Source organism: Alcaligenes sp. WGS1538 (assembly GCF_043187505.1).
Classification (GTDB): Bacteria; Pseudomonadota; Gammaproteobacteria; order Burkholderiales; family Burkholderiaceae_B; genus Alcaligenes.
In genome coordinates this window covers 591198-618036 of sequence record NZ_CP171109.1, presented here as the reverse complement: position 1 = coordinate 618036, position 26839 = coordinate 591198, and the positions used below count along the sequence as shown (strand labels likewise).

The following is a 26839-nucleotide window of genomic DNA, read 5'->3' as shown; positions in this document are numbered from 1 at the left end:
CCGGGTCAACTCAGGAACGCCACATACCAGGGCATGGCCACGTCCAGACCCTGCTGGATGGTGTGACTGGGCTCGTAGCCCAACTGTTCACGAGCCTTGGAGATGTCCGCCTGCGAATGGCGCACGTCTCCGGCGCGAAAATCCGCATGCACGGGCTCGCGCGTATAGGTCACGCCATTGGCCGCCAGCGCCGTCCGCAGGTACTGGAACAACTGGTTCAGGCTGGTGCGGGCATTCACGGCCACGTTGTAGACTTCGGCCGAGCCCGGCTTCTGGTTCAGCGCGGCCAGGATGTTCATCTGCACCACGTTCTCGATGAAGCAGAAGTCGCGGCTGGTCTCGCCGTCGCCATTGATCTGCAGGGTCTGGTCCTGGATCATGGCCGACACCCATTTGGGAATCACGGCGGCATAGGCGCCGTTGGGGTCCTGGCGCTTGCCGAACACATTGAAATAGCGCAGGCCCACGCTGGAAAAGCCGTAGGCGCGGGCGAACACGTCCGCATACAGCTCGTTCACGAACTTGGTCACCGCATAAGGCGAGAGCGGCCGGCCGATGCAGTCCTCGACCTTGGGCAGGCCCGGATGGTCGCCGTAGGTGGAGCTGGAGGCCGCGTAGACGAATGCCTGCACCTTGGCGTCACGGGCCGCCACCATCATGTTCAGCGCGCCGCTCACGTTGACCTCGTTGGAGGTCAGCGGATCGTCCAGCGAGCGCGGCACCGAGCCCAGCGCGGCCTGGTGCAGCACGTAGTCCACTGCGTCGACCGCCTGGCGGCAGACGTCCAGGTTGCGGATGTCGCCCTCGATGAAGCGAAAGCGCGCCCAGCGCTCGGGGCCGACCTGATCGCGCACCTCGTCCAGGTTGTACTGGTGGCCGGTGGCGAAATTGTCCAGGCCCACCACCTGCTGGTCGAGCATCAGCAACGCTTCCAGCAGGTTGGAGCCTATGAAGCCGGCGCAGCCGGTGACCAGCCAGGTCCGTGGCTGGTCGCGCAACTGCTGCTTGGCCTTTTCGAATGCAGAACTCATGGCAATATCCATTTAGAGGCGCAGGTCCGATTCTTCGCGGTCGAACACGTACTTCAGGTCGTACAGCACATGCTCGGGCTTGCCCCATTGGCGCACGCCCTGCACGCCCAGCTCCTGGAACTGGCGATGGGCCACGGCCACCACGATGCCATCGTAGGCGCCGGCCTGGGGATCCGCGACCGGGGTGATGCCGTATTCGTGCTCGGCCTCCTTGGGGTCGACCCAGGGATCGTAGACGTCCACGTGCACATCGTATTGCTTGAGCTCGTGCACGATGTCCACGATGCGGGTGTTGCGCAGGTCCGGGCAGTTTTCCTTGAAGGTCAGGCCCAGCAGCAGCACGCGCGAACCCTGCACCTGGATGCGGCGCTTGGTCATGGCCTTGACCAGCTGGGACGCCACGTAGGCGCCCATGGAGTCGTTCAGGCGGCGGCCGGCCAGGATGATTTCGGGATGGTAGCCGATGGCCTGGGCCTTGTGCGTCAGGTAGTAGGGATCCACGCCGATGCAGTGCCCGCCCACCAGGCCGGGCCGGAAGGGCAGGAAGTTCCACTTGGTGCCGGCGGCCTGCAGCACGTCCAGCGTGTCGATGCCCATGCGGTTGAAGATCAGGGCCAGTTCGTTGATCAGGGCGATGTTGACGTCGCGCTGGGTGTTCTCGATGACCTTGGCGGCTTCGGCCACACGGATGGAGCTGGCCTTGAAGGTGCCCACCACGATGATCTCGCGGTACAGCGCATCGACCAGCTCGGCCACTTCGGGCGTGGAGCCGGAGGTCACCTTCTTGATGGTGGAGACGCGGTGCTCCTTGTCGCCCGGATTGATGCGCTCAGGGCTGTAGCCGGCGTAGAAATCCTCGTTGTAACGCAGGCCCGAGACCTGCTCCAGCACGGGCACGCAGACCTCTTCGGTGGCGCCGGGGTACACCGTGGATTCATAGATGACGATGTCGCCGCGCTTGAGCACCTTGCCAATGGTTTCGGAGGCACGCACCAGCGGGGTCAGGTCGGGCTGCTTGAACTGGTCGATGGGCGTGGGCACGGTCACGATGAACACATTGGCCCGGGCCAGTTCGTCGGCCTCGCAGGAATAGCTCAACCCCTTGGCCTGCGCCAGCTCTTCGGGCTCGACTTCCAGCGTGCGGTCCACGCCTTCCTTCAATTCGGCCACGCGGCGGGCATTGATGTCGAAACCGATGACGGAGCGCTTCTTGCCGAATTCAACCGCCAGAGGCAAACCGACATAACCCAGGCCGACCACGGCCAATTTCACATTCTCAAGTTGCAACTTCATTCTCCAATAGGCGGGATGCGCAAGGATTTATCACGAAGGCCGGAAATTCAGTCCCGGTCCGCCCGCCTGCGGACCGAAGGCAGCAGCAACCAGGACGGCCGCCGCCAGGAGACCAGGCGGGAATACAGCCAGATATAAACCAGTGAGAAGGCCAGCATGCTGGCGCACAAGGCCCAGGTATTGTCCCACCAGATCGTGGCTGGAACCAAACCGATCAAGGCGAGCACCCACAGGTAAGGCGAAGTCATGGCATTGCAGAAGGCCGGCAGCGAACCGGTGCTGTCGCGGCTGAAGGTGGCGCGCACCAGGCGACGGAACACCAGCTGGTGCAGGTGCAGCGCATCGGGCTGATCCACGGGCACGCCGCGCTTGAAACGGCGGCGCCAGATCGAGAACATGGTCTCGAACACCGGGTAGAACAGCACGGCCAGGGCATAGAACGGCGATACGCTGGGATTGCGCACCACCAGCTGGACCGCCAGCTCGGCCAGCATGAATCCCAGGAAATAAGCGCCGCCGTCGCCCAGGAACACGCGTCCGAACGGGAAGTTCCACACCAGAAAGCCCAGCGTGGCCGAGGCCAGCGAGGCGGCGATCAGAAAGATGGGGTAGTCCTGCACCTGCAGCGCCACCAGGGCGAGGGACAGGGCCATGAGGGTGGCGATCATGCCGGCCAGGCCGTTCATGCCGTCGATGATGTTCAGCGCGTGCGTGCAGCCGCCCACCGCGATCATGGTGAACAGCAGGGAGATGGGCCAGAAGCCCAGCACCCAGTCCGCCCAGCTCACGCCCACGCGCGACACCCCGCCCAGCAGCCACCAGGCGATGGCCGCGGACAGGAACGCCGCCAGCAGGCGCTTGAGCGAACCCACGTCCTTGGTGATGTCCTCCACCAGGCCGGCCACGAACACGGGCATGGCCGCCAGGAACAGGACGGGCCACAACCAGGTCAGCGTCATGTTGCTGGGGCCCAGCACCAGCAGGCCGGCCAGACTGCCCGCCACCACGGCCAGGCCGCCGACGCGGGGAGTGGGGCGGGAATGGGAGGCCTGGGGCTTGCTGAGATCGCTGTCGCCGGTCAGCCTGCCATGCCAGCGCTCGGAGGCCACGATGAGCCCGCCGACCATGAAGGCCACGACGCAGATATACAACCAGGTAAACGATTCCCCCATCTGAGGTAAGGACACTGCGGGACACCCTGAACGTTAGGACTGCATTATTATCAACCTGCCGCTGAGCTTCTGTCCGTGACCAGTCGCTTTAAATGCAACAAAATCTGTGCAAATCAGCGCGATCGGACCTGCGGCCCCCATGAAATCGGCAGCCCGCTAATTTGCCCGAGCGCGCAGCCGAAATCAAGCGTTTTACGAGGCTTACGGATTGGCCTGCACCAGTTCTTCGGTGGGGGTCAGCTCGTTGCCGCATTCGGTCAGCAGGCGGCGCAGCCAGCGGTGGCTGGGCGAGTGCCGGTTGCGCTCGTGCCAGAGCTGGTAGAAGCGCATGGGCGGGAACTCCACCGGCGCCTCCAGGATCGCCAGCGGCAGCAGCTTGCAGTAGAACTCCGCGAAGTGGCGCGCGGTGGTGAACACCAGGTCGGTGTTCTGCAGCAGGTAAGGCGCCGCCGAGAAGGACTGCACGATCACGCTCTCGTCGCGCTGGATGCGCAGCGCGGACAGCGTGGTGTCGATGACGCCGCGCTGGTTGATCGAATACGGCATGGGCACGACGTGGCGGGCGCGCAGGTAGTCGTCCATGGTCAGGCCCTTGCGGGCCAGCGGATGCGTGGCCGCCACCAGGCAGACGATCTGGTCCTCCAGCAGCACCGACAGGTGCATGCGGTCCGGGGGCTCGGGCCAGTTGCCGATGACCACGTCCAGATCGCCCTCGGCCAGGGAACGTTCGAAGTCGAAATTGGCGTCCAGCGCGTGCAGGTTCAGCCGCGCCTCGGGCGCTTCGCGGCGCATGCGCTCGACCACGCTGCCGATGAACATGGGCGCCAGGTAGTCCGGCGCGCCGATGTGAAATTCGCTGCGGCTGACCTGCGGATCGAAATTGCCCGGCGCATTGACCATGCAGTCGATCTCGGCCAGGGCGCCCTTGGCATGCGCCAGCAGGGCGATCGCCCGCTCGGTGGGCACCATGCCGCCCTTTTCCCGCACCAGCAGCGGATCGCCGATGATGTCGCGCAAACGCCGCAGCGCCGCGCTGATGGCGGGCTGCGACTGGTTCATCTTGAACGCGGTCCGTGAAACGCTGCGTTCGGTCACTAGCAAGCAAAATACCCTCAACAGGTAGGTATCGAGCGGGTTATCCCCACGCCGGGCGGCCATCAAGGTCTCTCCTTCTCACGAGTTTTCCTGCCACGATATTGGCACATGCGCAGAATACGTCATGGCATATATCATTTATAAGTCTAATTCTATTTTATTTATGATCAGAAATCTTAAACTGGTCGCACATAAAAAGACCATAGGCTGGAGACCCTCCTATATAAGCGCCCCGGAACCGCAAGCTCGGCCCCTTCCGCTCCATCACCACCGATACGTTGCAGACGGCCCTTTTCATGCACTTGCCCGCGGGCGTTTTCGCTAGCATAAATACTCCTAGAAAATCGGACTGAACCATGACCCAAACCCTTACTCCCGACACCGCCCTGGCCGAACTGTCCAGCCTGGATCAGGCCCAGTTTGTGAACAAGCTGGAAGGCATCTTCGAACACTCCCCCTGGGTGGCGGAGCGCACCTGGAGCAAGCGCCCCTTCCACAGCGTGGACGAGCTGCACGCCACCATGGTGGACGTCATGAACAGCGCCTCGTACGAAGAAAAGAAGAACCTGATCTGCGCCCACCCGGAACTGGCCGGCAAGGAAGCCGAGGAAGGCACCCTGACCACCGCCTCCACGGGCGAGCAGCGCGGCGCCGGCCTGGACCAGTGCTCGGCCGAAGAGCTGGCCCGCCTGCGCGGCCTGAACGCCAGCTACCGCGACCGCTTCGGCTTTCCGTTCGTGATCGCCGTCAAGGGCTTGACGCGTTACCAAATCATGGACACAGTGGATGCTCGCCTGAACAACGACGTCGACACCGAATTCCAGGCCTGCCTGCGCGAAATCGGCAAGATCGCCCGTTTCCGCCTGGACGCCCTGTTTGCCTGACGGCGGCGCGATCAGCGCCTGAACGGCAGAGCCCACGCACAAGCGGGACCGCAAGCAGGCAACTGCCACGCTGCGGTCCCGTTTTTCATTTCCTCAACCCGGCCCGGCGCAGCGCGGCTCCCGAACCCTGCTCCGGCCATTACCAGGACACGCCATGACCATCACCCTGAAACTGGAAACCCTCACCGCCGACGCCTTCGCTCCCTTTGGCGACGTCATCGAGGCCTCCGACGCCGTGAACCACTTCACCATCAATGAAGGCAATACCGAGCGCTACCACGACCTGGCCAACATCGACCCAGGCGCCGACGGCCGCGCCATCGTGTCCATCTTCCGCGGCCAGCCTCGCAGCCTGCCGTTCAAGGTCGAAATGATGGAACGCCACCCCAAGGGCAGCCAGGCCTTCATTCCCCAGTCGGGCCAGCCTTACCTGGTGATCGTGGCGCCCGCCGGCGACGCGCCCAAGGCCGCCGACCTGCGTCTGTTCCTGGCGCGCGGCGACCAGGGCGTCAACTATGCCACCGGCGTCTGGCACCACCCCCTGATGGCCCTGAACCAGGTGGCCGACTTCATTGTGATCGACCGCAAGGGCCCCGGCGACAACTGCGACGTCATCCAGCTCGAAGAGCACGCCGTCATCGCCGAACTGGAAACGGCCCAGGCATGAGCGAGTCCTGTCCGATCACTCCGGACATCCAGGCGATCTACGCCGGACGTCCGGACGGCGTGGATCAGGCCGAATGGCGCGCCCGGGTCAATCTGGCCGCCTGCTACCGCCTGGCGGCCCGGCAAGGCTGGGACGACATCATCTACACGCACATCTCGCTGCGCCTGCCGGGCCGCGACGACGTCTTTCTCATCAACCCCTTCGGCCTGCGCTTCGACGAGATCCGCGCCTCCAACCTGCTGCTGATCGACACGCAAGGGCGCGTGGCGGACGGCACCGACCGCAAGGCCAACCCCAGCGGCTTCGCCATCCATGGCGCGGTGCACCGCGCCCGCGAAGACGCGCACTGCGTCATCCACCTGCACACCGACGCCACCATCGCGGTCTCGGCGCTGCAATGCGGGCTGCTGCCCCTGTCCCAGCACGCCATGCGCTTCTGGAACGACATCGCCTACCACGACTACGCCGGCCTGGCCTTCCCGGCGCAGGAGCAGGAGCTCCTGGTGCAGGAACTGGGCCTGCATCCCGCCATGCTGCTGCGCAACCATGGCGGCCTGACTTGCGGGCGCACCGTGGCCGAGGCCTACATCCTGATGGATACGCTGGAGCGCGCCTGCCGCATCCAGCTGTCGGCCATGGCCGCAGGCACGGACCTGCACATGCCGCCGCGCGACATCCTGGACCTGACGCATCGCCAGCTCTTGCCCGGCTCCCAGCCCGAAGGCTTGCTAGAATGGCCTGCCCTGCTGCGCAAGCTGCATCAGTCCGAACCGGACTTCTGCCTGTAGCAGCCCATTCCAATCCCAATACGGAGCAACCCATGCCTACCATCAACGTACAACTGTTCGAGGGCCGTCCCGTGGAAACCAAGCGCGCCCTGGCCGAAGCGCTGACCAACGAAGCCTGCCGCGTGCTGGGCTGCGGCCCCGAGGCCGTGGACGTGGTCTTCACCGACGTCAAGCGCGAAAACTGGGCGACCGCCGGCGTGCTGTGGTCGGATAAATAAGCCGTTCCGCGCGTCTTCGCCAAGCGGCCCTGCGGGCCGCTTTTTTCATGCCCGCATCTTCAGGCGCGCAATGCGGATCGGCCCTGGCCATACCTTGAAATTTCAACTAGCATAGTTTCTTTGAGCTTGCTAGGTGGGCAATACCCCTATGCCCTTGAAACCAGCGTGAAATATGACAAATTGATGTCAAAACCGTTACCTCAGGCCCCGTTTCAAGGGGCTTATCTGAAAACGGCACCTAACAGTTCAACGCTATAAGCATTTGCATATTCCACTTATCAAGCAGCTCCTTCTTCCAGTGATATCCCCCATCCGATACCTTTATGCGTGCGCTGCCAGACATCGCCGCGCAAGCAGGCTATGGTCGTGCCGCATCGCCAGACTGGCCGGTGCCCCTCGATCACCTACCCACACCCGCCTGACCGACGCCGTCGTGCCGCACCCTCACCCGAGTCCTGCTGCGTCACCCTGGACGTCAACAACGTATCACTAAGGAGACCCCCTGATGTCTGCGAATCCTCAAGTTAGCCAGCCCGACGATTGCGGCGGCGTGGACGAACGCCTGCCCGTGGGCAGACTGGCGACCCTTGGTCTTCAACACGTCATGGTGATGTACGCCGGCGCGGTGGCCGTGCCCCTGATCATCGGCGAAGCCTTGGGCCTGACCAAAGACCAGATCGCCCTGCTGATCAACGCCGACCTGCTGTGTTGTGGCCTGATCACCATCATCCAGGCGCGCGGCGCCGGGATCTTCGGCATCCGCCTGCCCGTGATGATGGGCGTATCCTTCGCCGCGGTCAGCCCCATGATCGCCATCGGCCTGGATCCCAACCTGGGACTGACCGGCATCTTCGGCGCCACCATCCTGGCCGGCCTCTTCAGCATCCTGATCGCCCCGGTCTTCAGCCGCCTGATGGGCCTGTTCCCGCCCGTGGTCACCGGCATCATCATCACCGTCATCGGCGTGACCCTGATGCGCGTGGGCCTGAACTGGATCGGCGGCGGCCAGCCCACCATCCTGGATCCCGCCACCGGAATGCACGTGGCCAATCCCGAATATGGCTCGCTGGAGAACCTGGCCATCGCCATGATCGTGCTGGCCGTCATCCTGGCGATCACCAAGTTCGCTCGGGGCTTCCTGGCCAACGTGGCCGTGCTGATCGGCCTGCTGGTCGGCTTCTTCATCTCCCTGGCGATGGGCCGCATCAGCTTCGCCGGCCTGGAGCAGACCAGCTGGTTCGCCGTGGTCACGCCCTTCGAATTCGGCGTGCCCACCTTCAGCTGGGGCCTGCTGGGCGCCGCCGCCGTGCTGTCCCTGATCATGGTGGTGATCATGGTCGAATCGCTGGGCATGTTTCTGGCCCTGGGCTCGATCTGCGGCCGCCCCCCAACCCGCGAGGACCTGGTGCGCGGCCTGCGCACGGACGGCCTGGGCACCCTGGTCGGCGGCATCATGAACACCTTCCCGCACAGCTCCTTCTCGCAGAACGTGGGCCTGGTCAGCGTGACCGGCGTGCGCAGCCGCTGGGTCTGCGTCATGGGCGGCGTGGTGCTGATGATCCTGGGCCTGTTCCCCAAGATGGCCTTCGTGGTCGCCTCCATCCCCAACTACGTCCTGGGCGGCGCGGGCATCGTGATGTTCGGCATGGTGGCCGCCACCGGCATCAAGATCCTGATGTCGGCCAACCTGAACCGCAACCGCTACAACCCCTACATCATTGCCATCAGCCTGGGCTTTGGCATGATCCCCCTGGTTGCCGAGCACCTGCTGGACAAGATGCCCGCCGCCCTGGCCCCCCTGCTGCACAGCGGCATCCTGCTGGCCGCCGTGTCCGCCATCGTACTGAACCTGTTCTTCAACGGCATCGAGAAATTCGCCAGCCACAGCCACGAAGTGGAATCCACCTCGGCTGAAGCCAGGAAACAGGAGAACGTTCAATCCGCCCAGGACAATCAGCAGCTGGCTTCCCAGCACTGACACACCGGGCCTCAAGGCCGCCTTGCCCGAGGCGGCCTTCTTCTTTACCCCCTTGACCAGTCCCATCCGAAAAGTATCGACTGATCCACATGTAAACAAAAAAGATAAGGCACTACAGGAATTATCAACCACGCGTTCCGATGCAAAGGGCAAAAGACCCCGGACGCCATACCAAGCAAATCGAAGAGGAGACTTCATGAAACACCTGCGCCCCACCCTGCTGACCTGCGCCGCGCTGGCCGCCTCCACACTGGCTTCCCAGGCGCACGCCGCCACCTGGAGCGATACATTCCTGGGCTACCGCTACAGCTCGGCCTACACCGAGCCGATGAACGATCGCGACATCGAAAAGCACATCCTGAGCCTGACGCACGTCAGCGGCTACAGCCTGGGCCAGAACTTCTTCAATCTGGACATTCTGCAGTCGGACCGCCACGATCCTTCCAACGGCAGCAAGAACAACGGCGCCACCGAGTTCTACGCCACCTACCGCCACCAGCTGTCGCTGGGCAAGGTCTTCGACAAGAACCTGGCCTTCGGTCCCGTCAAGGACGTGGCCCTGACGGCCGGTTTCGACCTGAACACCAAGAACACCGCCTTCGCGCCGCGCAAGCGCCTGCTGGTCGTGGGCCCCACCTTCAAGTTCGACGTGCCCAAGGGCTTCGTGGACCTGAGCCTGCTGTACGGCAAGGAATGGAACCACTGCGGCCTGGGCGCGCCCGCCTGCCCGCAGAGCAAGATATCCTTCGACCCCCAGTTCATGGCCAGCCTGACCTGGAACATCCCTTTCGACGCGGGCGCGCTGCCGCTGAAATTCCAGGGCTTTGCCAACTACAACGGACCCAAGGGCGAGGACTACGCCGGCATCAGCACCAAATCCGAAGTGCTGGTGCGCACCTCGCTGATGGCCGACGTGGGCAAGCTGGCCTTCGACAAGAAAAACACCCTGTGGGTGGGCGTGGGCTACGAGTACTGGTACAACAAGTTCGGCAACCGCTACATGGCCAACGGCGACCTGAAGCCCGGCATCAAGACCAGCGCCCCGACCATCCAGGTCGAATGGCACTTCTGATCGCGCCGCATAACCAGAAAAAAACCGCTCCTTGGAGCGGTTTTTTTTTTGGAGCGGCCCGGGACAGTCAGAACTGCACTTCCCCGTCCCAATAGCCCGGCGTGTTGTAGATGGCGCGCAGATAGTCGATGAAGCGCCGCACCTTGGCCGGCAGGTAGCGCTGTTGCTGGTAAACGGCCTGGATGTCGTAGCTGGGCATCTCGAAGTCGTCCAGCACCGTGACCAGCTCGCCGCGCTTGAGTTCGGGCTGGATTTCCCAAGTGGAGCGCCAGCCTATGCCCCAACCCTGCTTGACCCAGTTGAACAGCAGCTCGCCGTCGTTGCAGTCCAGGTCGCCGTCCACCCGCACGGCGAAGGGCTTGCCGTCGCGCATGAAGGTCCAGCCGCGCTGCTGGCCGCCCTGCAGGTTGAAGGCCAGGCAGTTGTGGCGCACCAGATCCTCGGGCACGCGCGGCACGCCGTAGCGCTCGAAATACTCGGGCGTGCCGCACACCACGCGGCGGTTCGGATACAGGCGCACCGCCACGTAATTGGGATCGGTGACCTCGCCGATGCGCAGGGCCATGTCATAGCCTTCGCGCACCAGATCCACCACGCTGTCGGTGAAATTGAAGGACAGCTTCAGCTCCGGGTAGCGCTTCTTGAAGGCGATGGCGTGCGGAGCGACGTGCCGACGCCCGAAGGCGGCCGGCGCCGACACCACCAGGTGTCCGCGGACCACCTTGCGCTGAGCGCTGATGCTGGCCTCGGCCTCGTCGAAGTCCTTCAGTATCTGTTTGCACTGCTCCAGGAACTGTTCGCCCAGGTCGGTCAGGGTCAGGCCGCGCGTCGAGCGGTGCATCAAGCGTACGCCAAGCCGCTGTTCAAGCGCATCCAGGCGCCTTCCCATGACGACGGGGGTGACTCCTTCCACGACGGAAGCCGCCGCAAAACTGCCTTTTTCGGCCACCAGGGCGAAGCTTCTGATCTCGGTATAACGACTCATTCAATACTCCAGGTATCGATAGAAACAATCGTACCATCAATTCAAAGCCCTGCCCCCACTCCTTATTATCGTGTTGTGTATTTCGTCAACCGATGATCTAGGAGACATCAATGGCTCGAATGAGAGCAGTGGACGCCGCCGCCGCGATTCTGCGCAAAGAAGGCGTGAGCACCGTATTCGGCGTGCCCGGCGCCGCCATCAACCCCTTCTACTCCGCTCTGCGCAAGGAAGGCGGCTTTGATCACATTCTCGCCCGCCACGTGGAAGGCGCTTCCCACATGGCCGAAGGTTACACCCGCGCTGCTCCGGGCAACATCGGCGTATGCATCGGCACCTCCGGCCCCGCCGGCACCGACATGATCACCGGCCTGTACTCCGCTTCGGCCGACTCGATCCCGATCCTGTGCATCACCGGCCAGGCTCCCCGCGCCCGCCTGTACAAGGAAGACTTCCAGGCCGTGGACATCGAGTCCATCGCCAAGCCCGTCACCAAGTGGGCCGTCACCGTCCGCGAACCCGACCTGATCCCGCGCGTGTTCCAGCAGGCTTTCCACATCATGCGCTCCGGCCGTCCCGGCCCCGTGCTGATCGACATGCCCATCGACGTGCAACTGGCCGAAATCGAATTCGACCTGGATACCTACTCCCCGCTGAGCGCCTACAAGCCCGCGGCCACCCGCGCCCAGGCTGAAAAAGCCATCGAACTGCTGAACGCCTCCGAGCGTCCGCTGATCGTGTCCGGCGGCGGCGTCATCAACGCCGACGCATCGGCCCTGCTGCAGGAATTCGCCGAGCTGGTCAACGTGCCCGTGATCCCGACCCTGATGGGCTGGGGCACCATCCCCGACGACCACCCCCTGATGGCCGGCATGGTCGGTCTGCAGACCGCGCACCGCTACGGCAACCAGACCCTGCTGGCATCGGACTTCGTGTTCGGCATCGGCAACCGCTGGGCCAACCGCCACACCGGCTCGGTGGACGTCTACACCGAAGGCCGCAAGTTCGTGCACGTGGACATCGAACCCACGCAGATCGGCCGCGTGTTCGGTCCTGACCTGGGCATCGCCTCGGACGCCGGCGCCGCCCTGGAACTGTTCATCGAAGTGGCCAAGGAATACAAGGCCGCCGGCAAGCTGCGCGATCGCGCCCAATGGGTTGCCGACTGCCAGAAGCGCAAGGCCACGCTGCAGCGCAAGACCAACTTCGACAACGTGCCTCTGAAGCCCCAGCGCGTCTACGAAGAAATGAACCGCGCTTTCGGTCCCTCGACCCGCTACGTGACCACCATCGGCCTGTCGCAGATCGCCGCCGCGCAGTTCCTGCACGTCTACCAGCCCCGCAACTGGATCAACTGCGGCCAGGCCGGTCCTCTGGGCTGGACCATCCCCGCCGCCCTGGGCGTGGTCGCCGCCGACCCATCGCGCGAAGTGGTCGCCATCTCGGGCGACTACGACTTCCAGTTCATGATCGAGGAACTGGCCGTGGGCGCGCAGTTCAAGCTGCCTTACCTGCATATCCTCGTCAATAATGCCTACCTGGGCCTGATTCGCCAGGCGCAGCGCGGCTTCGACATGGATTACTGCGTGCAGCTGGCCTTTGATAACATCAATGCGCCCGAGACCAACGGCTACGGCGTGGATCACATTGCCGTCGTAGAAGGCCTGGGTTGCAAGGCCATCCGCGTGCACAAGCCCGAAGAGATCCAGCCCGCCATCGAGAAGGCCCGCGCCCTGATGAAGGAATTCAGCGTGCCCGTCGTGATCGAACTGATCCTGGAGCGCGTCACCAACATCGCCATGGGCACGGAGCTGCACAACGTGACCGAATTCGAAGCCCTTGCCGAATCCGGTATCGATGCGCCCACCGCCATCTCGCTGATGGACTGATTGTTGATTTGAAACGGAGTACCGAAATGCCAAAATTTGCTGCCAACCTGACCATGCTGTTCAACGAGCACGACTTCCTGGACCGTTTCCAGGCAGCGGCCGACGCCGGCTTCAAGGGAGTGGAATACCTGTTCCCCTACGCCTACGACAAACAGCAGCTGGCTGAACAATTGCAGAAACACGGCCTGACCCAGGTCCTGCACAACCTGCCGGCCGGCAACTGGGACGGCGGCGAACGCGGCATCGCGGTGCTCCCCGAGCGTGTGGGCGAATTCCAGGACGGCGTCGGCCGCGCCATCGAATACGCCACGGCCCTGGGCTGCAAGCAGGTCAACTGCCTGGCCGGCAAAGTGCCGGCCGGCCTGGACGCCGACACCGCTCACAAGACCTTCGTCGACAACCTTCAGTTCGCCGCCGGCAAGCTGAAGGACGCCGGCATCCGCCTGCTCGTCGAACCCATCAACACCTACGACATTCCAGGCTTCTACCTGAACCGCACCGAACAGGCCGCAGCCCTGCTGCAGGACGTCGGTTCCGACAACCTGTTCATCCAGTACGACATCTACCACGCCCAGCGTCAGGAAGGCGAACTGGCCAACACCATCAAGAAGCACCTGGATAGAATCGCGCACATCCAGCTGGCCGACAACCCCGGCCGCAACGAGCCGGGCACGGGCGAGATCAACTACGCCTGGCTGTTCAAGTACATCGACGGCACCGGCTACGACGGCTGGATCGGCTGCGAATACAAGCCTGCCGGCATCACCAAGGACGGCCTGGGCTGGATCCAGGCCCTGACCGCCTGATCGGGCGGCTCACTGCGCACCAACAACTAGGAGATTACAAAATGGCAAAAATCGGTTTTATCGGTCTGGGCATCATGGGCGCCCCCATGGCAGTCAACCTGATCAAGGGCGGCCACGAGCTGTTCACCTTCACCCGCGGCCCATTCCCCAAGAGCGTCAGCGAAGCCGGCGCCACCGTATGCGAGAACAGTGCTGAAGTCGCCCGCCAGGCCGACATCATCATCACCATGGTGCCTGACACCCCTCACGTCGAAGACGCCCTGTTCGGCGAAAACGGCGTGGCCGCCGGCCTGTCCAAAGGCAAGATCGTGGTGGACATGAGCTCCATCTCTCCCGTGGCCACCAAGGAATTCGCCAAGCGCATCGCCGAACTGGGCGGCGAGTACCTGGACGCTCCCGTGTCCGGCGGCGAAGTCGGCGCCAAGGCCGCCTCCCTGACCATCATGGTCGGCGGCAAGCAGGAAGTCTTCGACAAGGTCAAGCCCCTGTTCGAACTGATGGGCAAGAACATCACCCTGGTGGGCGGCGTGGGCGACGGCCAGATCACCAAGGTGGCCAACCAGATCATCGTGGCCCTGACCATCGAAGCCGTGGGCGAGGCCCTGCTGCTGGCCTCCAAGGCCGGCGCCGACGCCGCCAAGGTGCGTGAAGCCCTGATGGGCGGTTTCGCCAACTCCCGCATCCTGGAAGTGCACGGCGAGCGCATGGTCAAGCGCACCTTCGATCCCGGCTTCCGCATCGAGCTGCACCAGAAGGACCTGAACCTGGCCCTGACCACCGCCCGCCAATTGGGCGTGGCCCTGCCCAGCACCGCCATCGCCCAGGAGCTGTTCAACACCTGCGCCGCCCACGGCGGCTCCGGCCAGGACCACTCCGCGCTGGTCCGCGCCCTGGAAATCATGGCCAACCACGAGATCGGTCAATAAGACCGGGCTCCAGGGCGAGTCGACTTGCTGACGCCATTCGCAACAGCAGGGCATCAAAAGTCGATTCGTCCTGAAAGCGGGCTGCGGCCCGCTTTTTTTACCGCCGGGCCGCCCCAAGGCACAATGCCTCCTTTGGAGGTGCAGCAAGCCAGAGGCGCCGCGGGGATGTTTTTCAGCGCTGCACCGGGGGCCTCCCTCTTTGCTGCGCTTGTTCTTTTCGTCTAGATGGGCGCCTTGCCATTTCTGCAGATGCGCCCATATCGCGCAGCGGCCAGTGACCGACGCCGCCATAGCCCTGCGCCAGGAATGCCCATGAAAATCGAGCCACAAGACTTACTCAGCAAAATGTTCCAGGCTGCCGTCAATGCGGCTCAGCCCGAACACTGTATTCCTCCCTACCTGCCTGAAGCGCCCAAGGGCCGCACCATCGTCATCGGCGCCGGCAAGGCCTCCGCCGCTATGGCTCAGGCGCTGGAACGGCACTGGAACAAGGGCCCCATCAGCGGCGTCGTGGTGACGCGCTATGGCTACAGCGTGCCCTGCGACCACATCAAGATTCTTGAGGCTGCCCACCCCGTCCCCGATCAGGCCGGCGAAGACGCCGCGCACGAAATCCTGCGCACGGTCAGCAAGCTGAGCGAAGACGACCTGGTGATCTGCCTGATCTCGGGCGGCGGATCCTCCCTGCTGCCGCTGGCCGGCGGAGGCATCACCCTGGCCGACAAGCAGGCCATCAACAAAGCCCTGCTGAAATCCGGCGCGTCGATCGGCGAAATGAACTGCGTGCGCCGCCACCTGTCCGCCATCAAAGGCGGCCGGCTGGCCGCCGCCTGCGCTCCCGCCCGAGTGCTGAACCTGCTGATCTCCGACGTGCCCGGCGACAACCCCATGGACATCGCCTCCGGCCCCACCGTGGCCGATCCGACCACCTGCGAGCAGGCCCTGGAAATCATCCGCCGCTACGGCATCGACATTCCCGACGCCGCCCGCAGCCTGCTGGAGACCGGTGCCGGCGAAACCATCAAGCCCGATGATCCGCGCCTGGCGCGCGTCACGACCCACTTGGTGGCCACGCCCCAGCTGGCCCTGCAGGCCGCCGCCCGCGTAGCCGAAGCCGTGGGCGTGCAGCCCGTGCTGCTGGGCGACAGCATCGAGGGCGAAGCCCGCGACGTAGGCAAGGTCATGGCCGGCATCGCGCTGAGCGTGGCCCAGCACGGCCAGCCGGCCGCGGCGCCCTGCGTGCTCCTGTCCGGCGGCGAGACCACGGTGACCATACGCGGCAATGGCCGCGGCGGACGCAATGTGGAATTCCTGCTGTCCACCGCCGTGGCCCTGGACGGGGCGCCCGGCATCTACGGCCTGGCCGGCGACACCGACGGCGTGGACGGCCAGGAAGAAATCGCGGGCGCCTTCTGCAGCCCCGACACGCTGGAGCGCGCCTGGAAACTGGGCATACGACCGCGCGACAGCCTGGACAACAACGACGGCCATGGCTTCTTCGAAGCCCTGGACGACTCGCTGGTCACCGGCCCCACCCTGACCAATGTCAACGATTTCCGCGCCATCTTGGTTTTACCCCACAGCGAATAACGCATTTCATAAAGGACTGGACATGAGAGACACGAAGGCCCTGACACTGGACGACGCCAAACGCATCGCCGCCGCCGCGGAAGCCGAAGCCCGCAACAACAACTGGGCCGTCAGCATTGCGATCTGCGACGCCGGCGGTCACTCCCTCTGGCTGCAGCGCATGGACGGCGCTCCCCTGATGAGCGCCAGCGTCGCCCCCGAGAAGGCCCGTACCTGCGTGCTGAGCGGCAAGCCCAGCAAAGTCTACGAAGACATGGTGAACAATGGCCGCATCGCCGCCCTGGCCATGCCCGTGGTGCCCCTGGAAGGCGGCGAGCCCGTGGTGGTGGACGGCCAGGTGATCGGCGCCGTGGGCGTGTCCGGCGTGAAAGCCGGCGAAGACGCCCAGGTCGCCCGCGCCGGCGTCGCCGCCCTGACCGCCTGACTCAGCAAGGACAACACCATGAAACGTCAACGTCAATCCCGCATTCTGGCCACGCTGGGCCCTGCCAGCTCCACGCCGGAACGCATCCGCGAGCTGTTCGAGGCCGGCGCCGATGTATTCCGCCTGAACTTCAGCCACGGCACCCATGAAGACCACGCCGCCCGCTACCACGCGATCCGCCAGATCGAAAAGGAAACGGGCCGCAGCATCGGCATCCTGATGGACCTGCAGGGGCCCAAGCTGCGCGTGGGCAAGATGAAGGACGGCCGCGTGCAGCTGCAGACCGGCCAGAAGTTCCGACTGGACCTGGATCCGGCCGAAGGCGACGGCACTCGCGCCCACCTGCCGCATCCCGAGATCTTCGCCGCCCTGGAGAACGGCACCGACCTGCTGCTGGACGACGGCAAGCTGCGCCTGCGCGTGGACAGCTTCGGCCCTGATTTCGCCGAGACCACCGTCATGGTCGGCGGCCCCCTGTCCGACCGCAAGGGCGTGAACGTGCCCGGCGTGGTCCTGCCCATTTCGCCCCTGACCGAAAAAGACCTGGCCGACCTGAAATTCGGCCTGGAGCTGGGCGTGGACTGGGTGGCCCTGTCCTTCGTGCAGCGTCCCGGCGACATTCGCGAAGCTCGCGAGATCATCGGCGACAAGGCCTGGATCATGGCCAAGCTGGAGAAACCGCAGGCGCTCGAGCACCTGGAAGAGATCGTGCATCTGTGCGACGGCGTGATGGTCGCTCGCGGCGACCTGGGCGTGGAAGTTCCCCCGCAGCGCGTGCCCGTGCTGCAGCGCCAGATCGTGCGCACGGCGCGCGCCGCCGGCCGCCCCGTGGTCGTGGCCACCCAGATGCTGGAATCCATGATCACCTCCCCCGTGCCCACGCGCGCCGAAGCGTCGGACGTGGCCACCGCCATCTACTCGGGCGCGGACGCCGTCATGCTGTCGGCCGAATCGGCCTCGGGCCAATTCCCGCTCGAAGCCGTTTCCATCATGGACAGCATCATCAAGGAGATCGAGAACGACCCCAGCTGGCGCACCATTCTGGAGGCCAACCACAGCACGGCCGAGGCCACCACCGCGGACGCCATCTGCTGCGCCTTGCGCCGCGTGGCCGCCATCCTGGAGCCCGCCACCACGGTGGCCTACACCACGACCGGCTTCAGCGCCCTGCGCGCCAGCCGCGAGCGCCCCACCGCGCCCATCCTGGCCCTGACCCCCAAGCTGGAAACCGCCCGCCGCCTGGCCCTGGCCTGGGGCGTGCATGCCATTCCTTGCGAAGACGTGAGCGACCTGAGCGAAATGATTGATCACGCCACCGACGTGGCCGTCAGCAATGACTTTGCGAGCGCAGGCGACACCATCGTCATGATCGCAGGCGTGCCTTTCGGCAACAGCGGCAAGACCAATCTGCTGCATGTGGCCACCGTGCCCGGCGCCAAGGCCTGACACTCCCGGCCCTGTCCTGAGCAACACACTGCCCGCCTCGAGCGGGCAGTGTGCTTTTTACGCCCTCCCCGCTCCGACTCTCTCGTGAACTTTCCGGACAATGCCGACGCCCTCAGGCGAGGGGCGGAGCCAGCAAGGCTCAAGCAGGCACCCAATGGCGAGGCTCATCGCTAGCCGCGGGCAAAAAAAAACCCGAGATCAAGAGATCTCGGGCAAATCCACCAAAGGAGGAGGGTGGAGGAGACAACCGTGGCATGTCGGGCTGCTAGATGATTCATCGAGCCAGAAAGCTAGGGTAATTACCGTTGTTTTTCCCGCTTTCTTTTCGACATCCGATAACTGAAGTTTATCCATAAAATTTGTGCGATGCAAGATAAATACGCTCGAGGCCGCATAAACCAAGAACTTGTGGCGTTAATGCCTCATTTCCTAGCGCAAAACAGGCCGCAGGTATCTAGTCGTTATCCCTAAGCCCCCAAACCATCATCCGCTGAACGGTCACAGCCGGCAAAACGCCCTCTTTGCGACGCTCTGATGCAGGAAAAAAAATTCTGTGAAGAATTCCGGGAGCCAATTTGCCAGGTCGATGCCGCACTGGTCTTCCAAAGACACCGCTCAAGGTGCAGGAAGAGCGGACGGGACTGACGGCTTGCCGGCGCGGCGCGCCGGTGCCCTGGTCGGGGCGCGTGGCCGGGCGCGTCGTTAACTCCGGCGGGTTGCTCGCCCCCCAGACGAGCAACAAGCGCCGCCGTCGAACAGAACGACGCTTAGCTCCCGTCCCCGCGCCCCGCCTGCGGCAAGCCATCCGACCCGCCCCGTCCGCTCTTCCTGCGCCTTGAACGGCTCAAAATGTCGATGGCATCGACCCGGCCACAGGCACCATTCACCAAACAGAAAGCTCAGCGGGATGTGAGGTTGACGCGTTATGCGGCTTGCGCGGACGTCCCGCCGTTTGGGCCAATACAGCGGTGCCGTTCTCGCGAGGAGGGCCAGGGCGGGCCGGCGGGCGAGTCAGGGCCTTCGCCGCAGGCGGGATGCGGGGGCGGGAGGCAAGGGGCGTGCTGCTCGAGCAGGACGCTTGTGATTCGTCCAGTGGACGAATCACGCTGCGAGTTCACGCCCCGCCCGCCCCAGTATCCTGACCAGGGAACCCGCGCGCAGCGCGGGCGAAGGACCCAGCCAAGCCGGCCCGCCCCGGCCTGTCTCGCGAGGGCCTGAGCCTCTTTCCGCTTGGCCCAAACGGCTTGCCAAACACGGAGGAGCCCCCGAAATTCCTCGAAGAACCCAAAAAAAAGCCGCTCCGAGAGCGGCCTTCCGACACAAAGCGCAAGCAAGGCTCTACAAGCGATAGGCCGTGGTGGTCATGACCTTGGACATCATGCGCATGGCCGCCTTGATGGGCGGCGGCAGACTTGCGGCGCCGTTATGTTCGGCCGTGCGGCGATGCTCGATCTCGTCGTCGCGCATCTGCTCGACCACGCGCCGCGAGCGCGCGTCGGCCTGGGGCAGCGACTCCAAGTGGCTGTCCAGATGCTGTTCGACCTGGCGTTCGGTTTCGGCCATGAAGCCCAGGTTATAGGAGACGCCGGCTCGGCTGGCGATCAAGCCCAGCGCAAACGAACTTGCATACCAGAATGGATTGAAGATGCTGGGCCGGCTGTCCAGTTCGCGCAACCGGTCGTCGCACCAGGCCAGGTGGTCCACCTCTTCCTGGGCGGCGTGCAGCAATACGTCGGTGACCTGTGGATCCTTGCACAGCATGGCCTGGCTGCGATAGAGCGCCTGCGCGCAGATCTCGCCCACGTGATTGACGCGCATCAGGCCGGCGGCGTGGCGCGCTTCCTCGGGCGTGATGTCCGACACTTCCTTGCCGGCTGGATTCGGGCGCGAAGCGCGCGCCGACCGGCCCAGCACGTCCAGTGCCCGGTTGGCCTCGGTCAGGAATTGATCGAACAGGCCGGTGCGTCTGTGCAGCCGGTAAGCGCCGGCCGGAAGGGAACGGTTCATGGGAGCCACCTGAAAAACAGAATCAATCGCTATTATTGCCGCAAAAAGGCCAGGATGGCCTTGATCTCGGCCAAGAGCCAGAGCAAGGGAAGCACGCAGGCCATGACCACCAGCCCGATGCCGGCGATTTCCTGATCCGACTGCAGATAGAAGTTGCACAGGCGCATGGGGTTATCCTGGTAAAGAATGCCCACGATGGCCATCATCCAGCAGAAGTTGCCCAGAAAGAACAGGCGGAACACCAGGTGGGCGCGCCGCCAGGACTCCATGAACAGCATGCCCATCAGCACCAGGCCGACATACTTGCCCAGCGCCATGGAGGAAGACACCAGCACGTCGTCCAGCGCCTTGGGCACCATCCAGTAGGCAGCCGCGAAGCTGACCAGGATCAGTCCCGGCAGGCCGTACTCGTTCAAGGCGTAATAGGGCCGCAGAACCGCCTGCATCGCGCGGCTGCGCCCCGCGCCCTGGAAGCTCAGAGCCAATTGCAGGACCACGCCGGAAAGCACCAGCAAGGGGATGTGCACCAGCATGTGCAGGCTCATCTGGGCGGTCAGCGGCCGGTCCCAGTACGCCGCGGCGGCGAACAGCACGGCGGCCAGCAGGGCCAGGATGCTGCCCAGGTAAGGACGGATGCGGCGCGGCGCCGGAGAGGTTCGCAACTGGATCATGGGGCCGCCTTCCGGACGCGCTCCAGGGCCTGGCGCGCGTGCGACAGGGCCAGGATGGGTTCGCCGTAGTCCACGATGCGCCGCAACCGCGGCTCGGCCGTCACCACGTGGTAGGCGGCATTGTGCTCGTATTCGTCGAACGGCGCGGGAATGACGATGATGCCAAAGTCATCCAGGACGCGCTGGCGCTCGTCGCCCGGCATCATGGTGACGAATTGCCAGACCGCGGGATCCGCCTTCATCATGTGGCTGTAGCGCTGCAGGCGATCAGCCGAATCCGTGGGATCGAAGCTGATGCTCAGCAGGCGCACCTTGTCCTGCAGGCCCTCGTCCAGGATGGCCTGCTGCAACTGCTGGTATTCGGAACCCATGGCCAGGCACAGCGTGACGCAGCGGGTATAGATGAAGTTGACGATGGCCACGCGCCCGTCTTGGTGCAGGACATCGTGCAGGCTGCGTATGGCGTTGGAGGGAGTCAGGACCGACACATCGGAGATGGGCCGGGGAGAGGCGGCCACGTCGTTGCGACGGGCCGTCTCGGAGGTCAGGGCCGAGAACCCCTGGGTCAGGTGGGCCAGCGCCCCTATGCCCAGGGCGCAGACCAGCAGGAGACTTGCCAGGAGTTTCATTCCCGGCCCTTCAGTACGGCATCACTGTTCCATGGGCGCCAGGTCGGCGTCGCCATTCCAGTGGTCGGTCTTGTCAGCGGTTTTTTCACGTTCAGCTTTGACAAAGGCCTCATCCACGGGGTCGGCGCTGTTGTCACCCAATTCAGTACGCAGGTAGTTTACTACCGCCGCCATTTCCGCGTCATTGAACTTCTCGCGGAATTCGGGCATGGCGCCATTGTACTTGTTGCCCTTGACCGTGATTTCGCCGGTGATGCCGTGCAGCAGGATCTGGACCAGCACCTCGGGCTTGCGCAGCACCCATTCGGAGCCGACCAGCGGAGGGAACACGCCCGGGATGCCGGCGCCCGTGGCCTGGTGACAGGCCGCGCACTGCGCCACGAACAGCTGGTGGCCGTCGATCTTGCCGCCTTCGGCGCCTTCAGGAGCCTTGAAGTCGGCGGCGATGCGGTTGTCACCCACCGTGGAGTCGTAGCTCAGGTTGCTGCTGAATATATAGTAGATGCCCCACAGGAACAGGCCTGCGATGACGAGCAGCACCACCCATGGCACCGGCTCCGCCTTCTCGTGCGGATCGGCGTTCTCGCGCAGCTGCGCGTCGTACTTGTGATTGTCAGTCATTCTAATTCTCCGATGCGCCCCGACACGCGGGGCGCACTAGCTCGACGGTATCTGTTTATTTGAGAACGCTGGCGGGCGATACGGGATACGTACGGTCCAGGGCCAACAGATACTGAACCAGGTCCAGGGCCTCAGGCTTGGCCACGACCACTTTTCCTTCCGGAGCGAAGGCGCCGGGCAGATTGACGACCTTGTCGCCGGCCTCGGCCTTGTCCTTCAGCTCGAACATGAAGGGGTAGGCAGGCATGTTGCTGCCGGGCGTGTAGGCGCGGGGCTGGTACAAGTGGCCCAGGTGCCAGTCCACGCTGGGCTGGCGGGCGCCGATGTTCATCAGGTCCGGACCGGTGCGCATGGTGCCCAGCAGGTGGGGCGTGTCGTAGTAGTAGTCGCCGGCCACGGAAGCGCGGCCCCAGCCGCGCTGGAAGTCAGGCGCCTGGTTCTGGCTGCGCGGCTGCTGCGAGTGGCAGTAGACGCAACCCATGTTGATGTACTGCTGGCGGCCGCGCAGCTCGACGCTGGTGTAAGGCTTCAGGCCTTCGGGCGGCTCCACCTTCTCGACTTGCAGATAAGGGATGACGACCAGGGCCGAGATGGCCAGGGCGAGCGTCACCATGGCGCCGCCCAAGAGTTTGTATTCGCTTTCCATGACTAAATCAGGCCTCCACTACATTGCGAGTTGCCGAGCGCTGGTGAAACAGGGCTGGACCAATACGACGGCTGCCATAGCGCAGAGCCATTGCCACAAAGTGGAAGGCAAACACGAGGTGGCCCAGGGTCATCAGGGCGCCACCCAGAGAACGCGATTTCAGGTAAGGCATCGTGACAAAAACGGATTCCATGAAGGCTTTGGCCGGATCCAGCATGGCCAGGCCTTGCAGCCAGCCGCCAATGCTCAGGCCCACGGCGTAGATGCCGAAGCCGATCACCACCAGCCAGAAGTGCAGGGAGATCAGCTTGGGATAAGGCCATTCCCAGGACATGACGCGGGGCATCACGTAGTAGATCGCGCCGAACATCACCACGGTGAAGAAGCCGTACAGGCCGATGTGGGCGTGGGCGACCGTGAAGTGGGTGAAGTGGGTGATCGTGTTGATGCTGCGCAGAGCTTCAAAGGAGCCCTGGATGGAGCTGACGGTGTACATCATGCCGCCCAGCACGATGAAGCGCAGGGTGGGCGAGTGGATCAGGGTGCGGAAGTGACCCTTCATGGTGTAGTGCTGGTTGATGGAGAAGGCCAGCACGGGAATGATCATCATCATGCTCTGCACGATGGACAGGGTGACCATCCACTGGGGCACGGGACCGCCCACCAGGTGGTGGCCGCCGACCTGGCCGTAGAAGAACGCCAGGCCCCAGAAACCCACCAGGGACAGGTTGTAGGAGGCGATGGGCTGGCCGATGATCTTGGGCAGGAAGTAGTACACCGAAGCCAGCGCCATGGGGGTGTAGAACAGGCCCAGCACGTTGTGGCCGAACCACCAGTTCATCGTGGCCTGCTCGACGCCCACGTGCACGGCGGGCAGGTTGCCGACCAGGAACAGGATGGGGAACCAGAACAGGGCCGCGCCCATGTACCACACGGACACGTACAGGTGATGGGTGCGACGGTTCTGCAGGGTGAACACCAGGGGCAGGGCCGCCAGGGCGCCGCCGATCACCAGCAGGATGTCGATCTGCCAGGGCATTTCCAGCCATTCCATGCCGTCGGTGATCCCCACGGCGATGCTGCCCAGGCCCGCGATCAGGCCGGCGTTCCACAGGGCGCCGCCCAGGATGGCGAAACGCGCGCCCATCAGGGGCGTCTTGAACAGGCGGGGCAGCATCCACATGGCCACGCCGAAGGCGGCCATGGGCGCCCAGCCGTAGGCGACGGCGTTCAGGTGCAGCGTGCGCATGCGGCCGAAGGTCATCCAGGCGTACTGGGTCAGGAAGTCGGGTTCGTGCAGCTTGATCGAGCTGATCAGACCGGCCGTGGAGGCCACGATCAGCCAGACAATGGCACAGGACAGAAACATGAACGTGACGTAGGCCGAGGAGCGGTCGGCTTCCACGCGCTCGGCCAGCTCCACGCTCAGGGCGCGGTGTGCGTCGGCGGAAATGGCGGTCTCGCCCATTTCCTTCTGCAGGGCCAGGCGCTGCTCAGGCGTGGCGGAGGGATCGTCGACCTGACCGATTTCGCCTTGGGAGAAGATCTCCTTGGCGGCGGCCGGGCTGTCGTCGAAGAAGTTGCGGCGTAACGACCAGATGAAGACGAAAAGTCCAGTTACGGACAATATGAAAGCTAAAAGCAGTATTGAAACGGTATTCACAATGATCCAGGCCTGGTTAATGTGAAGCTGCCAAGCAGCTCAGCGGCACTTGACGCGTCGCAGATCAAAAGAGAGTGGACGCAAGAAATCTGCGACTGCCTAGGTCGCGAGAGCCGCCATGTTAAAACAACCGTCTGTTACGCCTTGATAAAGCCCCCAGGCAACGCGGGGTTTATTGAGACAGAACAAATACGGACACGACTTTTTTTGGTATATGGGCAGCGGCCATTATAGGCGAGGGTAAACCCTCGTGACATGGCTGTTTCAATTTCTCCCTTACCTGGCTTGCAGTTTATCCTAGGACAAACAACAAAACCACCCATGTCCTCACATTTTGTCTGCGTTCCTGTCCGTAGCTGTCATAGCAGATCGGATATATCCTCGTCACAATTTCGCCACATTCATATAAGCTGATAGCGCCTATAAAAATCAGGACCAGTCCCTTCGCCGGCCGGGGAGATGCGCGTGCACGCTCAGCGGTCGAGAAAGTACAATCGAGCGAAGACTCACACCGACCGGGCTCGCCCCGGACCGAATCAAGGACACCACTATGGAATGCACAATCGACTGGGGCGGCTCCGAAGGCATGCTCTTTGTCGCCCGCACGGGCAGCGGCCACGTGACCGCCATGGACGGCGCGCCCGAAGGCGGCGGCAACAACCTCGCCCCCCGCCCCATGGAGATGCTGCTGACCGGCGCAGGCGGCTGCGCAGCCTACGACGTCGTGCTCATCCTGAAGCGCGGCCGGCACGCCATCACCGGCTGCCAGGTCAAGCTCACGGCCGAACGGGCCGACACCGACCCCAAGGTCTTCACCCGCATCCATTTCACTTTCGTGGTGACCGGCAAGGACCTGCCCCGCACGGCCGTGGAACGCGCCGTGCAGCTCTCGCACGACAAGTACTGCTCGGCCTCCGCCATGCTGGGCAAGACCGCCGAGATCACCTATTCCATCGACATCCAGCAAGCCTGAGACCGCCATGTCCGCACACCCCTACGAAGACCTGCTGCGCCTGGTCTACACCCAAGGCACCCCCAAGACCGACCGCACCGGCACGGGCACCCGTTCGGTGTTCGGCCACCAGATGCGCTTCGATCTCTCGCAGGGCTTTCCCCTGATCACCACCAAGAAACTGCACACCCGCAGCATCTTTATCGAGCTGCTGTGGTTCCTGCGCGGGGACTCCAATGTGCGCTGGCTGCAGGAGCGCGGCGTATCCATCTGGGACGAATGGGCGGATGCGGACGGCAACCTGGGTCCGGTCTATGGAGTGCAGTGGCGCTCCTGGCCCACGCCGGACGGGCGCCACATCGACCAGATCAGCCAAGTCGTGGAGCAGATCCGCCGCAACCCCGACTCCCGCCGCCTGATCGTGTCCGCCTGGAACGTGGCCGACGTCGGCCAGATGGCCCTGCCGCCCTGCCACGCCCTGTTCCAGTTCTACGTGGCCGACGGCAAGCTGTCCTGCCAGCTCTACCAGCGCAGCGCGGACATTTTCCTGGGCGTGCCCTTCAACATCGCCAGCTACGCCCTGCTGACGCACATGGTGGCCCAGCAATGCGACCTGGACGTGGGCGACTTCATCTGGACCGGCGGCGACTGCCACCTGTATTCGAATCACTTCGAGCAGGCCGAGCTGCAGCTCGCGCGCGAGCCCCGCCCCTATCCCACGCTGACCATCAAGCGCAAGCCCGCCAGCCTGTTCGACTACGAATTCGAGGACTTCGAGATCACCGGCTACGAACCCCACCCCCACATCAAGGCTCCCGTCGCCGTATGACTACGCCTCCCGCCATCCGCCTGGTCGTGGCCTACTCGGCCAACCGCTGCATCGGCAAGGACAACGCCCTGCCCTGGCGCCTGCCCTCCGACCTGCAGCATTTCAAGCGCGTCACCATGGGCCTGCCCATCATCATGGGCCGCAAGACCTGGGAGTCCCTGGGCCGTCCCTTGCCGGGCCGCCCCAACCTGGTCATCAGCCGCAATGCGGACTATCCGGCGCCCGGCGCCCAGGTCTTCACCGACCTGGACCAGGCCCTGCGTGCCTGTCCCGATGCCGGGACGGTCTGCGTGATCGGCGGCGAACAGCTCTTCCGGCTGGCCCTGCCTCTCGCCCACGAGCTGGTCGCCACGGAAATCCACGCTTTTGTAGCCGGCGACACTTTCTTCCCCGAGCTGTCCGACAGCCAGTGGAAGGAAGTCGAGCGCCTGCCCCAGCCCCCCGAGAACGGCCTGAAGTTCGACTTCGTCACCTACCGGCGCGCCACCTGAAGCTGGCAGGGGCTCCCTCCTAGGGGTTTTTGCCAAGACGGCGGCGCTTTGCAGCGCAGCAAGGACGCG

26 protein-coding genes are annotated in these 26839 nt (G+C 64.1%); 15 read left to right on the top strand and 11 right to left on the bottom strand.

Features of this window, described 5'->3' with window-relative positions; genetic code table 11:
- Positions 1 to 5: 5 nt before the first annotated feature.
- From ACF3ND_RS02885 to ACF3ND_RS02870, 4 genes are all read right to left on the bottom strand, one after another.
- Positions 6 to 1031, bottom strand: coding sequence for an SDR family oxidoreductase (locus ACF3ND_RS02885; protein ID WP_394064068.1), 1026 nt, complete (start codon positions 1029 to 1031; stop codon positions 6 to 8).
- Positions 1032 to 1043: 12 nt separating this feature from the next.
- Positions 1044 to 2324, bottom strand: a complete 1281-nt coding sequence (gene tviB, locus ACF3ND_RS02880) for a Vi polysaccharide biosynthesis UDP-N-acetylglucosamine C-6 dehydrogenase TviB (protein WP_394064066.1) — start codon at positions 2322 to 2324, stop codon at positions 1044 to 1046.
- A 47-nt stretch (positions 2325 to 2371) separates the two neighbouring features.
- A complete protein-coding gene (locus ACF3ND_RS02875) occupies positions 2372 to 3496 on the bottom strand; it encodes a glycosyltransferase (RefSeq protein ID WP_394065768.1) in 1125 nt (374 codons plus the stop codon).
- 201 nt (positions 3497 to 3697) lie between these two features.
- Positions 3698 to 4654 carry a LysR family transcriptional regulator gene (locus ACF3ND_RS02870; RefSeq protein WP_394064064.1) on the bottom strand — a complete coding sequence of 319 codons (957 nt, stop codon included), beginning with the start codon at positions 4652 to 4654 and terminating at the stop codon, positions 3698 to 3700.
- A 293-nt stretch (positions 4655 to 4947) separates the two neighbouring features.
- Here ACF3ND_RS02870 and uraD point away from each other — a divergent pair, with 293 nt between their 5' ends.
- The 6 genes from uraD (at position 4948) to ACF3ND_RS02840 (ending at position 10198) form a co-directional block, all read left to right on the top strand.
- Positions 4948 to 5475 carry a 2-oxo-4-hydroxy-4-carboxy-5-ureidoimidazoline decarboxylase gene (gene uraD / locus ACF3ND_RS02865; protein ID WP_394064063.1) on the top strand — a complete coding sequence of 176 codons (528 nt, stop codon included), beginning with the start codon at positions 4948 to 4950 and terminating at the stop codon, positions 5473 to 5475.
- A gap of 154 nt (positions 5476 to 5629) precedes the next feature.
- Entirely contained in the window at positions 5630 to 6142 is a 513-nt protein-coding gene (locus ACF3ND_RS02860; RefSeq protein ID WP_394064061.1) for an ureidoglycolate lyase, read from the top strand.
- On the top strand, positions 6139 to 6930 hold the full coding sequence (locus ACF3ND_RS02855) for a class II aldolase/adducin family protein (protein ID WP_394064059.1): 792 nt from the start codon (positions 6139 to 6141) through the stop codon (positions 6928 to 6930). Before ACF3ND_RS02860 ends, ACF3ND_RS02855 begins: the two co-directional genes overlap by 4 nt.
- Before the next feature lie 32 nt (positions 6931 to 6962).
- Positions 6963 to 7148 carry a 4-oxalocrotonate tautomerase gene (locus ACF3ND_RS02850; RefSeq protein ID WP_394064057.1) on the top strand — a complete coding sequence of 62 codons (186 nt, stop codon included), beginning with the start codon at positions 6963 to 6965 and terminating at the stop codon, positions 7146 to 7148.
- A 505-nt stretch (positions 7149 to 7653) separates the two neighbouring features.
- On the top strand, positions 7654 to 9126 hold the full coding sequence (locus tag ACF3ND_RS02845; RefSeq protein WP_394064055.1) for a nucleobase:cation symporter-2 family protein: 1473 nt from the start codon (positions 7654 to 7656) through the stop codon (positions 9124 to 9126).
- A gap of 196 nt (positions 9127 to 9322) precedes the next feature.
- Positions 9323 to 10198 carry a hypothetical protein gene (locus ACF3ND_RS02840; protein ID WP_394064053.1) on the top strand — a complete coding sequence of 292 codons (876 nt, stop codon included), beginning with the start codon at positions 9323 to 9325 and terminating at the stop codon, positions 10196 to 10198.
- A gap of 67 nt (positions 10199 to 10265) precedes the next feature.
- Here the strand turns inward: ACF3ND_RS02840 and ACF3ND_RS02835 are convergent, their stop codons facing one another.
- The gene (locus ACF3ND_RS02835; protein WP_394064051.1) at positions 10266 to 11183 is read right to left on the bottom strand and encodes a LysR family transcriptional regulator; all 918 of its coding nucleotides are present in this window, start codon (positions 11181 to 11183) and stop codon (positions 10266 to 10268) included.
- 110 nt (positions 11184 to 11293) lie between these two features.
- Between ACF3ND_RS02835 and gcl the strand changes: the two genes are divergently transcribed.
- From gcl to pyk, 6 genes are all read left to right on the top strand, one after another.
- Positions 11294 to 13069 (top strand): glyoxylate carboligase, encoded by a 1776-nt coding sequence (gcl, locus tag ACF3ND_RS02830; protein WP_394064049.1) that lies wholly within the window; start codon positions 11294 to 11296, stop codon positions 13067 to 13069.
- Positions 13070 to 13095: 26 nt separating this feature from the next.
- The gene (gene hyi, locus ACF3ND_RS02825) at positions 13096 to 13875 is read left to right on the top strand and encodes a hydroxypyruvate isomerase (protein ID WP_394064047.1); all 780 of its coding nucleotides are present in this window, start codon (positions 13096 to 13098) and stop codon (positions 13873 to 13875) included.
- A gap of 41 nt (positions 13876 to 13916) precedes the next feature.
- Positions 13917 to 14801, top strand: coding sequence for a 2-hydroxy-3-oxopropionate reductase (gene glxR, locus ACF3ND_RS02820; RefSeq protein WP_394064045.1), 885 nt, complete (start codon positions 13917 to 13919; stop codon positions 14799 to 14801).
- A gap of 312 nt (positions 14802 to 15113) precedes the next feature.
- Complete coding sequence (locus ACF3ND_RS02815) at positions 15114 to 16391, top strand: glycerate kinase (RefSeq protein ID WP_394064043.1); 1278 nt, start codon at positions 15114 to 15116, stop codon at positions 16389 to 16391.
- 22 nt (positions 16392 to 16413) lie between these two features.
- A complete protein-coding gene (locus tag ACF3ND_RS02810) occupies positions 16414 to 16815 on the top strand; it encodes a heme-binding protein (RefSeq protein ID WP_394064041.1) in 402 nt (133 codons plus the stop codon).
- Positions 16816 to 16833: 18 nt separating this feature from the next.
- Positions 16834 to 18261 (top strand): pyruvate kinase, encoded by a 1428-nt coding sequence (pyk, locus tag ACF3ND_RS02805; RefSeq protein ID WP_394064039.1) that lies wholly within the window; start codon positions 16834 to 16836, stop codon positions 18259 to 18261.
- Positions 18262 to 19599: 1338 nt separating this feature from the next.
- On the opposite strand, the gene coq7 is transcribed toward pyk, so the two are convergent.
- The 6 genes from coq7 to ACF3ND_RS02775 are packed head-to-tail and all read right to left on the bottom strand — an operon-like array spanning position 19600 to position 24498.
- Positions 19600 to 20268, bottom strand: coding sequence for a 2-polyprenyl-3-methyl-6-methoxy-1,4-benzoquinone monooxygenase (gene coq7 / locus ACF3ND_RS02800; RefSeq protein ID WP_394064037.1), 669 nt, complete (start codon positions 20266 to 20268; stop codon positions 19600 to 19602).
- A 32-nt stretch (positions 20269 to 20300) separates the two neighbouring features.
- Positions 20301 to 20939: a hypothetical protein gene (locus ACF3ND_RS02795; RefSeq protein WP_394064035.1), complete on the bottom strand. Its 639-nt coding sequence runs from the start codon at positions 20937 to 20939 to the stop codon at positions 20301 to 20303.
- Positions 20936 to 21568, bottom strand: a complete 633-nt coding sequence (locus ACF3ND_RS02790) for an SCO family protein (RefSeq protein ID WP_394064033.1) — start codon at positions 21566 to 21568, stop codon at positions 20936 to 20938. The genes ACF3ND_RS02795 and ACF3ND_RS02790 overlap by 4 nt, the downstream gene beginning before the upstream one ends.
- A gap of 21 nt (positions 21569 to 21589) precedes the next feature.
- Positions 21590 to 22189, bottom strand: coding sequence for a c-type cytochrome (locus ACF3ND_RS02785; RefSeq protein WP_394064031.1), 600 nt, complete (start codon positions 22187 to 22189; stop codon positions 21590 to 21592).
- A 55-nt stretch (positions 22190 to 22244) separates the two neighbouring features.
- Entirely contained in the window at positions 22245 to 22835 is a 591-nt protein-coding gene (locus ACF3ND_RS02780; protein ID WP_394064029.1) for a cbb3-type cytochrome c oxidase subunit II, read from the bottom strand.
- A 7-nt stretch (positions 22836 to 22842) separates the two neighbouring features.
- Entirely contained in the window at positions 22843 to 24498 is a 1656-nt protein-coding gene (locus tag ACF3ND_RS02775) for a cbb3-type cytochrome c oxidase subunit I (protein ID WP_394064027.1), read from the bottom strand.
- Between the two features lie 550 nt (positions 24499 to 25048).
- Between ACF3ND_RS02775 and ACF3ND_RS02770 the strand changes: the two genes are divergently transcribed.
- The 3 genes from ACF3ND_RS02770 to ACF3ND_RS02760 are packed head-to-tail and all read left to right on the top strand — an operon-like array spanning position 25049 to position 26770.
- Positions 25049 to 25471 (top strand): OsmC family protein, encoded by a 423-nt coding sequence (locus ACF3ND_RS02770; RefSeq protein WP_394064025.1) that lies wholly within the window; start codon positions 25049 to 25051, stop codon positions 25469 to 25471.
- A 7-nt stretch (positions 25472 to 25478) separates the two neighbouring features.
- On the top strand, positions 25479 to 26279 hold the full coding sequence (locus tag ACF3ND_RS02765) for a thymidylate synthase (protein WP_394064023.1): 801 nt from the start codon (positions 25479 to 25481) through the stop codon (positions 26277 to 26279).
- Positions 26276 to 26770, top strand: a complete 495-nt coding sequence (locus tag ACF3ND_RS02760) for a dihydrofolate reductase (RefSeq protein WP_394064022.1) — start codon at positions 26276 to 26278, stop codon at positions 26768 to 26770. The genes ACF3ND_RS02765 and ACF3ND_RS02760 overlap by 4 nt, the downstream gene beginning before the upstream one ends.
- Positions 26771 to 26839 lie beyond the last annotated feature (69 nt).

What these genes read in the sequence shown, in the direction of transcription:
- ACF3ND_RS02885 (WP_394064068.1), bottom strand. Translation starts at nt 1,031, where the DNA reads ATGAGTTCTGCATTCGAAAAGGCCAAGCAGCAGTTGCGCGACCAGCCA.
- tviB (WP_394064066.1), bottom strand. Translation starts at nt 2,324, where the DNA reads ATGAAGTTGCAACTTGAGAATGTGAAATTGGCCGTGGTCGGCCTGGGT.
- ACF3ND_RS02875 (WP_394065768.1), bottom strand. Translation starts at nt 3,496, where the DNA reads ATGGGGGAATCGTTTACCTGGTTGTATATCTGCGTCGTGGCCTTCATG.
- ACF3ND_RS02870 (WP_394064064.1), bottom strand. Translation starts at nt 4,654, where the DNA reads ATGGCCGCCCGGCGTGGGGATAACCCGCTCGATACCTACCTGTTGAGG.
- uraD (WP_394064063.1), top strand. Translation starts at nt 4,948, where the DNA reads ATGACCCAAACCCTTACTCCCGACACCGCCCTGGCCGAACTGTCCAGC.
- ACF3ND_RS02860 (WP_394064061.1), top strand. Translation starts at nt 5,630, where the DNA reads ATGACCATCACCCTGAAACTGGAAACCCTCACCGCCGACGCCTTCGCT.
- ACF3ND_RS02855 (WP_394064059.1), top strand. Translation starts at nt 6,139, where the DNA reads ATGAGCGAGTCCTGTCCGATCACTCCGGACATCCAGGCGATCTACGCC.
- ACF3ND_RS02850 (WP_394064057.1), top strand. Translation starts at nt 6,963, where the DNA reads ATGCCTACCATCAACGTACAACTGTTCGAGGGCCGTCCCGTGGAAACC.
- ACF3ND_RS02845 (WP_394064055.1), top strand. Translation starts at nt 7,654, where the DNA reads ATGTCTGCGAATCCTCAAGTTAGCCAGCCCGACGATTGCGGCGGCGTG.
- ACF3ND_RS02840 (WP_394064053.1), top strand. Translation starts at nt 9,323, where the DNA reads ATGAAACACCTGCGCCCCACCCTGCTGACCTGCGCCGCGCTGGCCGCC.
- ACF3ND_RS02835 (WP_394064051.1), bottom strand. Translation starts at nt 11,183, where the DNA reads ATGAGTCGTTATACCGAGATCAGAAGCTTCGCCCTGGTGGCCGAAAAA.
- gcl (WP_394064049.1), top strand. Translation starts at nt 11,294, where the DNA reads ATGGCTCGAATGAGAGCAGTGGACGCCGCCGCCGCGATTCTGCGCAAA.
- hyi (WP_394064047.1), top strand. Translation starts at nt 13,096, where the DNA reads ATGCCAAAATTTGCTGCCAACCTGACCATGCTGTTCAACGAGCACGAC.
- glxR (WP_394064045.1), top strand. Translation starts at nt 13,917, where the DNA reads ATGGCAAAAATCGGTTTTATCGGTCTGGGCATCATGGGCGCCCCCATG.
- ACF3ND_RS02815 (WP_394064043.1), top strand. Translation starts at nt 15,114, where the DNA reads ATGAAAATCGAGCCACAAGACTTACTCAGCAAAATGTTCCAGGCTGCC.
- ACF3ND_RS02810 (WP_394064041.1), top strand. Translation starts at nt 16,414, where the DNA reads ATGAGAGACACGAAGGCCCTGACACTGGACGACGCCAAACGCATCGCC.
- pyk (WP_394064039.1), top strand. Translation starts at nt 16,834, where the DNA reads ATGAAACGTCAACGTCAATCCCGCATTCTGGCCACGCTGGGCCCTGCC.
- coq7 (WP_394064037.1), bottom strand. Translation starts at nt 20,268, where the DNA reads ATGAACCGTTCCCTTCCGGCCGGCGCTTACCGGCTGCACAGACGCACC.
- ACF3ND_RS02795 (WP_394064035.1), bottom strand. Translation starts at nt 20,939, where the DNA reads ATGATCCAGTTGCGAACCTCTCCGGCGCCGCGCCGCATCCGTCCTTAC.
- ACF3ND_RS02790 (WP_394064033.1), bottom strand. Translation starts at nt 21,568, where the DNA reads ATGAAACTCCTGGCAAGTCTCCTGCTGGTCTGCGCCCTGGGCATAGGG.
- ACF3ND_RS02785 (WP_394064031.1), bottom strand. Translation starts at nt 22,189, where the DNA reads ATGACTGACAATCACAAGTACGACGCGCAGCTGCGCGAGAACGCCGAT.
- ACF3ND_RS02780 (WP_394064029.1), bottom strand. Translation starts at nt 22,835, where the DNA reads ATGGAAAGCGAATACAAACTCTTGGGCGGCGCCATGGTGACGCTCGCC.
- ACF3ND_RS02770 (WP_394064025.1), top strand. Translation starts at nt 25,049, where the DNA reads ATGGAATGCACAATCGACTGGGGCGGCTCCGAAGGCATGCTCTTTGTC.
- ACF3ND_RS02765 (WP_394064023.1), top strand. Translation starts at nt 25,479, where the DNA reads ATGTCCGCACACCCCTACGAAGACCTGCTGCGCCTGGTCTACACCCAA.
- ACF3ND_RS02760 (WP_394064022.1), top strand. Translation starts at nt 26,276, where the DNA reads ATGACTACGCCTCCCGCCATCCGCCTGGTCGTGGCCTACTCGGCCAAC.